We start from the raw sequence: 10,769 nt of genomic DNA, 5'->3' as shown, positions 1-10,769 counted from the left end.
CGGAAGTGGGGCGCATTATAAGGGCCTCAGAAACCCCGTCAACCCTTTATTTCAAGAAAACTTCATAAAAAGCAAAAACAAAGCGGGGAGGCCTGTCGGCCTCCCCGCCTCTATATAGCTACGCTTTCAGGCTTTCACTGCGCCTTGAGGGTCACTCGCGCAAACGACTTCTTGCCCGCCTGGCAAACATGGGTCGCGCCTAGCGCGAACACGAAGTCACGATCGATCACCGCACCATCGACCTTTACGGCCCCACTACCGAGCAGGTCGCGGGCCTGCGCAGAGTTCTTCACCAGGCCAGCACGGTTCAGCACGGCGGCGATCGGCAGGTCTTCCGAAGCCATCACTTCGATTTCCGGCAGGTCTTCCGGCAGCTCGCCTTCCTTCATGCGGTTACCCGCCGCACGATGAGCATTGGCCGCAGCCTCCTCACCATGGAAGCGCGCGACGATCTCCTCGGCCAGCTTGATCTTGATATCCCGAGGGTTGGCCCCCTTCTCGACGTCGGCGCGGAACTGCTCGATCTCCGCCATCGAACGGAAGCTCAGCAGCTCGAAGTAACGCCACATCAAGGTATCCGGAATCGACACAAGCTTGCTGTACATCACGCCGGGCGCTTCCTGGATACCCACATAATTCCCCAGGGACTTGGACATCTTCTTCACGCCATCCAGGCCTTCGAGCAAAGGCATGGTCACGATGCTCTGAGCCTCCTGGCCATATCCGCGCTGCAACTCGCGCCCCATGAGCAGGTTGAATTTCTGATCGGTACCACCCAGCTCGACGTCCGCCTTGAGGCGGTCGCCACAGAGTCGTAGCCCTGCACCAGCGGATAGAGGAACTCATGAATAGCGATAGGCTGATTGCTGGTGTAGCGCTTGTCGAAGTCGTCACGCTCGAGCATACGCGCAACCGTGTACTGGGAGGCCAGACGGATGAAGTCGGCCGGCGTGAGCTTGTCCATCCAGGTCGAGTTGAACGCGACCTCGGTCTTGGCCGGGTCGAGAATCTTGAACACCTGCTGTTTATAGGTCTCGGCGTTGTCCAGCACCTGCTCACGGGTCAGCGGCGGGCGGGTAGCGCTTTTGCCGCTCGGGTCGCCGATCATCCCGGTGAAGTCACCAATAAGGAAGATCACCTGGTGGCCCAGCTCCTGGAACTGGCGAAGCTTGTTGATCAGCACCGTGTGCCCCAGGTGCAGGTCTGGCGCGGTTGGGTCGAAGCCTGCCTTGATGCGTAGCGGCTGGCCACGCTTGAGCTTCTCGACCAGTTCCGACTCGACCAACACCTCTTCCGCACCGCGCTTGATAAGCGCCAGCTGCTCTTCAACCGACTTCATAGACAGACCCGCAAGGCTCAGATTCAAAGGGGACCAACCATACAAGATCGGCCGTCAAATACAAGTTTCGCAACGGATTGTGACCCGAAAGGCGGGAGGCAACGTCTACGCGCCCTTGCGTGAAAATGGATTTGGTTATATTTTATACAGTTATTTCATCTTCATCATGTCATTCATCTTTTCCATTTCACCTTTTTCAAAGTCACCTTACCTATGACCGACGAAACGCCTAAAGCGCCCCCGCTTTATCCGAAAAGCCATCTGTTGGCCGCCAGCGGTATCGCCGCCCTGCTTAGCCTGGCCCTGCTGGTATTCCCCTCAAGTGAAGTCGAAGCCAAGAAGACCACCCTCAGCCTGGAGCTGGAAACCCCGGCAGAGCAGCTGAAAGACGAAGCCAACGCGGCTCCGCTGGTACAGCCTCAGCAGAACAACGGCACCCCGTTCGCCCAGATCGAAGAAGCAGCCTCCAGCACCGAGCAGGCCGCCCAGCAGCCTGATGCGCCAGTCGAGACCGCCGAGCAGAAGGCGCCAGGTCACCGGGAAGTCGTGGTCGCTCGCGGCGATACCCTGTCCATCCTGTTCGCCAAGGTCGGCCTGCCGGCCAATGTCGTTCACGATGTGTTGGCCAGTGACAAGCAGGCCAAGCAGTTCACCCAGCTCAAGCATGGCCAGGTACTGCAGTTCGAGCTCGACAACGATGGCCAGCTCGCTACCCTGCACAGCAAGGTCAGCAACCTCGAAACCATTCGCCTGAGCAAAACCGAAAAGGGCTACACCTTCGATCGCGAAGTCAGCAAGCCCCTGGTACGTACTGCATACGCCCACGGCGTCATCAAGAGCTCGCTGTCGGCCTCCGCGCAGCGCGCTGGGCTGTCCCACAGCATGACCATGGAAATGGCCCGGGTGCTGGGCTACGACATCGACTTCGCCCAGGACATCCAGCCCAACGACGAATTCGACGTGGTCTACGAGCAGAAGATCATGGATGGCAAGGTGATCGGCACCGGCAACATCCTCTCCGCACGCTTTACCAACCGCGGCAAGACCTACACCGCCGTGCGCTATACCAACAAGCAGGGCAACACCAGCTACTACACCGCCGACGGCAACAGCCTGCGCAAGGCGTTCATCCGCACCCCGGTGGACTTCGCCCGCATCAGCTCGCGCTTCTCGGCAGGCCGCAAGCACCCGATCCTGAACAAGATCCGCGCGCACAAGGGCGTCGACTACGCCGCGCCACGCGGTACGCCGATCAAGGCCGCCGGCGATGGCCGGGTCGAGCTGGCCGGGCGCCGCGGCGGTTACGGCAACACCGTGATCATCGCCCACGGCAACAGCTACAAGACGCTGTATGGCCACATGCAGGGCTTTGCCAAGGGCGTCAAGACCGGCAGCAACGTCAAGCAGGGCCAGGTCATTGGCTACATTGGCACCACCGGCCTGTCCACCGGGCCTCACCTGCACTACGAATTCCAGGTCAACGGCGTGCACGTCGACCCGCTGAGCCAGAAGGTGCCGATGGCCGACCCGATCGCCAAAGCCGAGCGCCAGCGCTTCATGCAACAGAGCCAGCCCCTGATCGCCCGCATGGACCAGGAAAAGGCCACCCTGCTCGCCGCGAACAAGCGCTGAGCCATGGCCCTGTACCTGGGGGTGATGTCCGGAACCAGCCTTGATGGCCTGGACATCGCCCTGATCGAACAGAACGAGCAGCCCCGGCTGCTCGCGACCCACTATATTCCCATGCCTGCCGACCTACGCCAGGAACTGCTCGGCCTATGTGCCAGTGGCCCTGACGAGATCGCCCGCGCCGCCTTGGCGGAGAACCGCTGGGCCAGCCTGGTCGCCGACGGCATCCACGCTCTGTTGATAGCTCAACGACTGGCGCCCGAGGCTATCCGTGCGATCGGCAGCCATGGCCAGACCATACGCCACGAGCCTGCGCGCGGTTTCACCGTACAGATTGGCAACCCCGCATTGCTCGCAGAACGCACCGGCATCGCCGTAGTAGGCGACTTCCGCCGCCGCGACGTCGCCGCTGGTGGCCAGGGCGCGCCGCTGGTTCCGGCTTTCCATGAGGCACTGTTTACCCACCTGGGCCAGCGCCTGGCGGTCTTGAACGTTGGCGGGTTCAGCAACCTCAGCCTGATCGAGCAGGACAAACCGGTCCACGGCTTCGACTGTGGCCCGGGCAATGTGCTGCTGGACGCCTGGATCGAGCGCAAGCGCGGGCAGACCTTTGACGCCGACGGTGCGTGGGCGGCCAGTGGCAAGGTACGAGACGACTTGCTTGCCACATTGCTGGCCGACCCTTTCTTCGCCGGTAGCGGCCCGAAGAGCACCGGCCGGGAAGTATTCAACCTCGCCTGGCTCGACGCAAACCTGGCCAAACTGCCCACCTACCCCGACGAAGATGTCCAGGCCACGCTGCTGGAGCTGACCGCACGCAGCATCATCGACTCGTTGCACAACGCCCAGCAAGGCACCGAGGCGCTGCTGGTATGTGGTGGTGGCGCACGCAATGGCGCGCTCATGGCACGCCTCGCCAGCCTGCTACCCGGCGCCAAGGTCAGTAGCACAGCCGCCCACGGCATCGATCCCGACTGGGTCGAAGCCATGGCGTTCGCCTGGCTGGCGCATTGCTGCCTGGAAGGTATTGCCGCCAACCGGCCCAGCGTCACGGCAGCCAAAGGCTTGCGAGTACTGGGCGCGATCTACCCCGCCTAACTGCTCCATAAACAAAGACGCCGCGCAAAGAGCGCGGCGTTTTTGTGTGTAGCGAAGGGCTCAGATCGAGAACGACGAACCGCAACCGCAGGTGGTGCTGGCATTCGGGTTCTTGATGACGAAGCGCGAGCCTTCCAGGCCTTCCTGGTAATCGACCTCGGCGCCCGCCAGGTACTGGAAGCTCATCGGGTCGACCACCAGCGAGACGCCCTCGCGCTCGACGATGGTGTCGTCGTCAGCCACGTCCTCATCGAACGTGAAGCCGTACTGGAAGCCCGAACAGCCGCCACCGGTGACGAACACCCGCAGCTTCAGGCGGTCATTGCCTTCTTCGATGACCAGGGTCTTCACCTTGTGCGCAGCCCCTTGGGTGAACTCCAGCGCGGTGGGGGTGAAGGTTTCGACGCTCATGATGTTTCTCCCGGCGTTAGCCGCCATAACACTCGATGACGCGCATTATCCGCTTCTCCGAGAAAATTGGTCAACAATTGTGCGGCTTTGGTCGAGGCAAACAAAAAGGCCCGCACAAGGCGGGCCTCGTCGCGGGACACAGGCTTACGGCAACAGGCCCGCGTGGGACAGGCCCATGCGCTCGTCCAGGCCGAACAGGATGTTCAGGTTCTGAACGGCCTGGCCAGAGGCGCCCTTGACCAGGTTGTCGATCACCGACAGCACCACGACCAGGTCACCGCCCTGTGGCCGGTGCACGGCGATTCGGCAGACGTTGGCACCGCGCACGCTGCGGGTTTCCGGGTGACTGCCTGCGGGCATCACATCGACGAACGGCTCGTCTGCATAGCGCTTTTCGAACAGCGCCTGCAGGTCGACCGAGGTATCTGCAACCGTCGCGTAGAGGGTCGAATGGATGCCGCGAATCATGGGGGTCAGGTGTGGGACAAAAGTCAGCCCGACGTCCTTGCCAGCAGCCAGGCGCAGGCCCTGGCTGATTTCCGGCAGGTGGCGGTGGCCCTTGACTGCATAGGCCTTCATGCTCTCGCCCGCCTCGCAGAACAGCGAGCCCACTGCGGCACCGCGACCAGCGCCGCTGACGCCCGACTTGCAGTCGGCGATCAGGCGCGAAGTGTCGGCCAGCCCGGCCTCCAGCAGCGGCAGGAAGCCCAGCTGGGTAGCGGTCGGGTAGCACCCTGGCACGGCGATCAGGCGCGCCTGGCGGATTTTCTCGCGGTGCACCTCGGGCAAACCGTAGATGGCATCCTTGAGCAGCTCCGGCGCACCGTGAGGCTGACCATACCATTTGGCCCACTCGGCGGCGTCCTGCAGGCGGAAGTCGGCCGACAGGTCGATCACCTTGGTGCCCGCCGCCAGCAGCTCGCCCGCCAGGGCATGGGCAACACCATGGGGAGTGGCGAAGAACACCACGTCGCATACACCCAGGGCCTTGCTGTCCGGCACGCTGAACGCCAGGCCGTCATAGTGGCCGCGCAGGTTCGGGTACATGTCGGCAACCGCGACCCCCGCTTCGGAGCGCGACGTGATGACCGCAACCTCCGCCTGTGGGTGCTGCGCCAGCAGACGCAACAGTTCGACGCCGGTGTAACCCGTGCCGCCGACGATACCGACCTTGATCATAACGCTTGCCCCTCATCAACGAACCAACTGGAAAGCCCACGATAATAGGGGCGTGGACAGCCTGTAACAACTCTTGGGATGTCGTATCTGGCCCGTGGCAACTACTATCTGACGACCGTGAAAACCTGAAGGAAGCCGTTCATGCTGTATCTCTGGATAAAGGCACTGCACATCATCAGCGTCGTTTGCTGGTTCGCAGGCCTGTTCTACCTGCCAAGGTTGTTCGTCTACCACGCCCAGAGCGAAGACGACACCAGCCGCGAGCGCTTCACCCTCATGGAGCGCAAACTGTACCGCGGCATCATGAACCCGGCGATGATCGCCACCTACGTCTTCGGCGGGTGGATGCTCTACCTCAACCCCGGCTGGTTCAGCCAGGGCTGGCTGCATGCCAAGCTCACCCTGGTACTGCTGCTGACCGGCTACCATCATGTCTGCGGTGCACACCGCAAGCGCTTCGCGGCCGGCACCAACACCCGTGGCCATGTGTACTTCCGCTGGTTCAACGAAGTGCCGGTGGTGTTCCTGCTGGGCATCGTGATCCTGGTGGTGGTCAAACCTTTCTGAAGACCTTCCTGTAGGAGCCTGCCATGCCATTGCCTGCCCTGTTGGAACATCGCCTGCGGCTACCTGTGGTCGCTGCGCCGATGTTCCTGATCTCCAACCCGCAACTGGTGCTGGCCTGTTGCAGCAATGGCGTGGTGGGGAGCTTCCCCGCCCTGAACCAGCGTGACAGTGCAGGCTTCAAGGCCTGGCTGGAGGAGATCGAGGCAGGTCTTGCCCAGCTGCCTGCGCCTGCTCCTTATGCTGTCAACCTCATCGTGCACCCAAGCAACCCACGCCTGCAGGCGGACCTGGCCTTGTGTGTCGAGCACCGCGTGCCAATCGTGATCACCAGCCTTGGCGCGGTCAAGGAGGTGGTGGATGCCGTGCACAGCTATGGCGGCCTGGTGTTCCACGATGTCACGACACGCCGCCATGCCGAGAAAGCCACCGAGGCAGGCGTCGATGGCTTGATCGCCGTCGCGGCGGGTGCTGGCGGACATGCCGGCACTTGCAGCCCCTTCGCGCTGGTCGCCGAGATCCGTCAGTTCTTCGACAAGACCCTGCTGCTGGCCGGAAGCCTGAACCGGGGACATGAAATTTTCGCCGCCCAGCTACTGGGCGCAGACCTGGCCTATATGGGCACGCGCTTCATCGCCACCCGCGAAAGCCAGGCACCGGATGCCTACAAACAGATGCTGCTGGGTTCGAAGGCCGCAGACATCATTCACACCCCAGCCGTATCTGGCGTGCCCGCCAGCTTCCTGCGCCAAAGCCTGGAGAGCGCAGGCTACGACCTGGCAAGCCTCAAGGCTGGACATGAAGGCAAGCTCAAGCCCCTGGACGACGAGGCCAAGGCCTGGAAAACGGTCTGGTCCGCTGGCCAAGGCGTAGGCGGCATCGACGACCTGCCTACCGTCGCCACATTGATCGAGCGTCTGCACGAGGAGTACCGACAAGCATTGGCGCGCAGCCGCCAACTGGTCACCTGAACGCTGTAGCAAAAGGCAACACCTTGCCTGGCCACGCTGTACACTAAGCGCCCTCTCGAGCCCCCAGGAGCCTTGCATGTCCCGTTACGCCATGATCACCGGAGCTTCCAGCGGCCTGGGCCTGGCCCTGGCGGAGGCACTGGCACGGCGCGGGCGCAACCTGATCCTGGTGGCACGCCAGCGCGAGACCTTGGAGCCAGTGGCCCTGGAGCTGACCCAGCGCTTCGGCGTCGAGGTGCTGTTTCGCACGTGCGACCTTAGCCAACCGCTGCGTCTTTCAGGGTTCGTGCTGGAGCTAGAAGAGGGCGAGCGACGTATCGACCTGCTGGTCAATTGCGCCGGACTGCGTACCTACGGGCCGTTCCTGGCGCACGAATGGGCAGACGAACAGGATCTGCTGGAAGTGAACGTCCTCGCCATGACCCGCCTGTGCCACGCCATCGGTAACCTGATGGCCATTCAAGGTGGCGGGCAAATCCTCAATGTCGCCTCCCTTGCCAGTGCAGCACCTGGGCCGTGGATGGCGTGCTACTGCGCCAGCAAGGCCTACGTGGTGAGTTTCTCCGAAGCGCTGCGCGAAGAGCTTCGGCGTACCGGCATCAAGGTTTCCGTGCTCTGCCCCGGCCCAGTGCGCTCGCCGGGCCGTCGCATTCCTCGCCTTGATGGCAGCCAGCGCTGCTTGAGCCCGGAGGAAGTCGCGCTGTATACCGTGCGAGCGCTGGACAAGAACCGAGCTATCATCCTGCCTGGCCGTCGCAACCGTGTGCTGGCCTTAGCTCCCCGGCTGATGCCCCGCTGGCTGACCCGCAAGCTGGCCGGCATGATTCATCGTCGCTACTGCCCGATCGAAGCGGACTGAACACTGGGCGAGCCAAGCCACGCTGGGTACACTCGGCCCGGACCCTCACCATGGAGCAAGTGCTGTGGACGATCTATTCCTCAAAATCATCAACCGGGAAATCCCGGCGGATATCATCTACGAAGACGACCAGATCCTCGCCTTCAAGGACATCGCCCCCGCGGCGCCGGTGCATTTCCTGGTCATCCCCAAGAAACACATCCCCACCCTCAACGACCTGACCGAAGAGGACAAGGCCCTGGCCGGGCATATCCTGTTCACCGCGCAGCGCCTGGCGCTCGAGCAAGGTTGCGAGGAGGGCTTTCGCGTGGTCATGAACTGCAACCCGAAAGGCGGCCAGACCGTCTACCACATCCATATGCATGTGCTTGGCCAGCGCCAGATGAACTGGCCACCGGGCTGATCCAAGGCAAGCTCGCCGAGCACGATTGCGTTAAACTGTCGGGCACACTCTAGCGGAGGTGCCCGATGGCTACCGAACGTCACTACTCGCCGCTCGACCGCTTGTTGCTGCAGGCCGACACGGCCATGCGCACCTTGCTGCCCTTCAGCGGCCAGCCTTCCCGGCCATCCCCGGCCATAATCCAGCCGGACGCCGAGCTGGACGAGACCCAAACCCGTCATATCGCCGGCCTCATGCGCATCAACCACACCGGCGAGGTGTGCGCCCAGGCGCTGTACCAGGGCCAGGCCTTGACCGCCAAGCTGCCGCAGGTACGCAAGGCCATGGAACATGCCGCCGAAGAGGAAGTCGACCACCTGGCTTGGTGCGAGCAGCGCATCCGCCAGCTCGGCAGCCACCCCAGCGTGCTCAACCCACTGTTCTACGGCATGTCGTTCGGCATCGGCGCGCTCGCCGGCCTGGTCAGCGACAAGGTCAGCCTGGGCTTCGTCGCGGCCACCGAGCATCAGGTGTGCAAGCACCTGGACGAACACCTCGAGCAGCTCCCGCCGGAAGATGAAAAATCCCGGGCCATTCTCGAACAGATGCGTATCGACGAGGAGCAGCATGCCGAATCGGCCCTCGAGGCAGGCGGCTACCGCTTCCCCGCCCCCGTGCGCCTGGGCATGAGCGTGCTGGCCAAGGTAATGACCAAGAGCACCTACCGCATCTAGGGTAAGCACATGACGGAACGCTTCGACGCCAAGGACCTCTCAAAGGCCGTGAACGCCGGCGTACTGCAACCGGGCCAGGACCAGGCCCTGTTGGCCTTCCTGCGCCAACAGCCACAAGCGCAAGGCGGCTTCCAGCTGGCGCACGTGGCGTTCTACTTCGGCGCGCTGCTGATCATGGGCGCGATGGGCTGGCTGCTTACGCAAGCCTGGATGCGCATCGGCGACGGGGCATTGCTGGCCATTGCTCTGACGTACATTGTGGCAATTACCCTGTTCGCCCTGTCGCTGCAACGACGCGGGCAGGCCATCGCGGCAGGTGTACTTGCAGCGGTGGCAGTGAGCATCGTGCCGCTAGCGGTATTCGCCCTCGAACGTATTTTCGGCTGGTGGCCACTGCAAGACACGCAATCGGACTACCACGAGTACTACACCCAAGTGCAAGGCGGCTGGCTGTTGATGGAGGCAGCCACCGTGCTCGCGGGCGTGTTGATGCTGCGCCTGGTGCCCTTCCCGTTCATCGTCATGCCGATTGCCGTCGCCCTGTGGTTCATGTCCATGGACCTCAGCGAGTGGTTCCATGGCGAGGTGTTCAGTTGGGAGCAACGCCGCGAGGTATCCCTGTGGTTCGGCTTGGGCCTGCTACTGGTATTCCTGCTGGTGGATGGACGCACCCGACGTGATTACGCCTTCTGGGGTTACCTGGCGGGGCTCATAGCGTTCTGGGGCGGCTTGACGCTGATAAACAGCGACAGCGAAGTGGGCAAGGCCCTGTACTGCCTGATCAACCTGGTGCTGATGGGCTTGGCGGTGCTGCTGCGCCGGCCATTGTTCATGGTGTTTGGCGCGCTCGGTGTGGCGGCTTACCTGGGGTACTTGTCCCACGAGGTGTTCGCCGAGTCGCTGTTGTTCCCGGTGGTGCTCACGCTGATAGGGCTGGGCGTGATCGGGTTGGGGCTGGTGTACCAGAAGCGCAGGGAGCAGTTGAGCAACTCAATGCGCGCCAACCTGCCGCAATGGCTACAGGATGCACTACCCGCATTGCGCAACTGAGCGAGCCGGGGCTATGCAGTAGCCCCGGCCAATCATGGGTTGGCCGGGCAATCAGCCCAGCTCGACGATCTCGTAACCATGGGTGATTTCCACCCCGGCGCGCTCGAGCATGATCGATGCCGAGCAGTATTTCTCCGCCGACAGCTCTACCGCCCGCTTGACCTGCGCCTCCTTGAGGCCACGGCCCTTGACCACGAAGTTCATGTGGATCTTGGTGAACACCTTCGGGTCTTCGCTCGCACGCTCAGCCTCAAGGAATGCCTCGCAGCTTTCCACCGCCTGGCGCGACTTCTTCAGGATGCTCACCACGTCGAAGCTGCTGCAACCGCCCAACCCCAGCAGCAGCATTTCCATCGGGCGAACGCCCAGGTTGCGCCCGCCTGCGTCAGGTGGGCCATCCATGACCACGACATGGCCACTCCCCGATTCGCCGAGGAACATGGCTTCACCGGCCCACTGGATGCGTGCCTTCATCTATCCGGACTCCCTGATTTCGTAAAAGGCCGTCAGCTTAGACCTTGTCGCTCCGTCGGAAAAGCTCAAGACGATGAGC

General features: G+C 62.7%; 11 protein-coding genes and 1 pseudogene. 8 read left to right on the top strand and 4 right to left on the bottom strand.

Annotated elements, in window-relative coordinates; genetic code table 11:
• Positions 1-134: 134 nt before the first annotated feature.
• Positions 135-1,339: pseudogene (gene tyrS, locus ACQKPE_RS09710) on the bottom strand (tyrosine--tRNA ligase).
• Positions 1,340-1,552: 213 nt separating this feature from the next.
• On the opposite strand from tyrS, the gene ACQKPE_RS09705 reads away from it, so the two are divergent.
• Both ACQKPE_RS09705 and ACQKPE_RS09700 read left to right on the top strand, forming a co-directional pair.
• Entirely contained in the window at positions 1,553-2,971 is a 1,419-nt protein-coding gene (locus ACQKPE_RS09705; protein WP_427665285.1) for a peptidoglycan DD-metalloendopeptidase family protein, read from the top strand.
• Between the two features lie 3 nt (positions 2,972-2,974).
• Positions 2,975-4,066: an anhydro-N-acetylmuramic acid kinase gene (locus ACQKPE_RS09700; RefSeq protein ID WP_427665283.1), complete on the top strand. Its 1,092-nt coding sequence runs from the start codon at positions 2,975-2,977 to the stop codon at positions 4,064-4,066.
• 60 nt (positions 4,067-4,126) lie between these two features.
• On the opposite strand, the gene erpA is transcribed toward ACQKPE_RS09700, so the two are convergent.
• Both erpA and argC read right to left on the bottom strand, forming a co-directional pair.
• Entirely contained in the window at positions 4,127-4,477 is a 351-nt protein-coding gene (gene erpA / locus ACQKPE_RS09695) for an iron-sulfur cluster insertion protein ErpA (RefSeq protein WP_375099630.1), read from the bottom strand.
• 144 nt (positions 4,478-4,621) lie between these two features.
• A complete protein-coding gene (gene argC, locus ACQKPE_RS09690) occupies positions 4,622-5,656 on the bottom strand; it encodes an N-acetyl-gamma-glutamyl-phosphate reductase (RefSeq protein ID WP_427665281.1) in 1,035 nt (344 codons plus the stop codon).
• Positions 5,657-5,800: 144 nt separating this feature from the next.
• Here argC and hemJ point away from each other — a divergent pair, with 144 nt between their 5' ends.
• The 6 genes from hemJ (at position 5,801) to ACQKPE_RS09660 (ending at position 10,216) form a co-directional block, all read left to right on the top strand.
• Positions 5,801-6,223 carry a protoporphyrinogen oxidase HemJ gene (gene hemJ / locus ACQKPE_RS09685; RefSeq protein ID WP_427665286.1) on the top strand — a complete coding sequence of 141 codons (423 nt, stop codon included), beginning with the start codon at positions 5,801-5,803 and terminating at the stop codon, positions 6,221-6,223.
• A gap of 23 nt (positions 6,224-6,246) precedes the next feature.
• Positions 6,247-7,191, top strand: coding sequence for an NAD(P)H-dependent flavin oxidoreductase (locus ACQKPE_RS09680; RefSeq protein ID WP_427665279.1), 945 nt, complete (start codon positions 6,247-6,249; stop codon positions 7,189-7,191).
• Between the two features lie 76 nt (positions 7,192-7,267).
• Positions 7,268-8,050, top strand: coding sequence for an SDR family NAD(P)-dependent oxidoreductase (locus tag ACQKPE_RS09675; protein WP_427665277.1), 783 nt, complete (start codon positions 7,268-7,270; stop codon positions 8,048-8,050).
• Between the two features lie 64 nt (positions 8,051-8,114).
• Complete coding sequence (locus ACQKPE_RS09670) at positions 8,115-8,453, top strand: histidine triad nucleotide-binding protein (protein WP_427665275.1); 339 nt, start codon at positions 8,115-8,117, stop codon at positions 8,451-8,453.
• Positions 8,454-8,518: 65 nt separating this feature from the next.
• Positions 8,519-9,166, top strand: coding sequence for a 2-polyprenyl-3-methyl-6-methoxy-1,4-benzoquinone monooxygenase (gene coq7, locus ACQKPE_RS09665; protein ID WP_427665274.1), 648 nt, complete (start codon positions 8,519-8,521; stop codon positions 9,164-9,166).
• A 9-nt stretch (positions 9,167-9,175) separates the two neighbouring features.
• Positions 9,176-10,216 carry a DUF2157 domain-containing protein gene (locus ACQKPE_RS09660; protein ID WP_427665273.1) on the top strand — a complete coding sequence of 347 codons (1,041 nt, stop codon included), beginning with the start codon at positions 9,176-9,178 and terminating at the stop codon, positions 10,214-10,216.
• A 51-nt stretch (positions 10,217-10,267) separates the two neighbouring features.
• Here ACQKPE_RS09660 and ACQKPE_RS09655 read toward each other — a convergent pair whose 3' ends face one another.
• Positions 10,268-10,690: an OsmC family protein gene (locus ACQKPE_RS09655; protein WP_410952078.1), complete on the bottom strand. Its 423-nt coding sequence runs from the start codon at positions 10,688-10,690 to the stop codon at positions 10,268-10,270.
• Between the last annotated feature and the right edge of the window lie 79 nt (positions 10,691-10,769).

It is taken from the genome of Pseudomonas sp. NPDC089554, assembly GCF_050280645.1.
GTDB lineage: Bacteria > Pseudomonadota > Gammaproteobacteria > Pseudomonadales > Pseudomonadaceae > Aquipseudomonas.
This window is presented reverse-complemented; position numbering and strand designations above follow the sequence as displayed.

Coding starts and splice junctions, on each gene's coding strand:
- erpA (WP_375099630.1), bottom strand. CDS start 4,477: ATGAGCGTCGAAACCTTCACCCCCACCGCGCTGGAGTTCACCCAAGGG.
- ACQKPE_RS09660 (WP_427665273.1), top strand. CDS start 9,176: ATGACGGAACGCTTCGACGCCAAGGACCTCTCAAAGGCCGTGAACGCC.
- argC (WP_427665281.1), bottom strand. CDS start 5,656: ATGATCAAGGTCGGTATCGTCGGCGGCACGGGTTACACCGGCGTCGAA.
- coq7 (WP_427665274.1), top strand. CDS start 8,519: ATGGCTACCGAACGTCACTACTCGCCGCTCGACCGCTTGTTGCTGCAG.
- ACQKPE_RS09705 (WP_427665285.1), top strand. CDS start 1,553: ATGACCGACGAAACGCCTAAAGCGCCCCCGCTTTATCCGAAAAGCCAT.
- ACQKPE_RS09675 (WP_427665277.1), top strand. CDS start 7,268: ATGTCCCGTTACGCCATGATCACCGGAGCTTCCAGCGGCCTGGGCCTG.
- ACQKPE_RS09700 (WP_427665283.1), top strand. CDS start 2,975: ATGGCCCTGTACCTGGGGGTGATGTCCGGAACCAGCCTTGATGGCCTG.
- ACQKPE_RS09680 (WP_427665279.1), top strand. CDS start 6,247: ATGCCATTGCCTGCCCTGTTGGAACATCGCCTGCGGCTACCTGTGGTC.
- ACQKPE_RS09655 (WP_410952078.1), bottom strand. CDS start 10,690: ATGAAGGCACGCATCCAGTGGGCCGGTGAAGCCATGTTCCTCGGCGAA.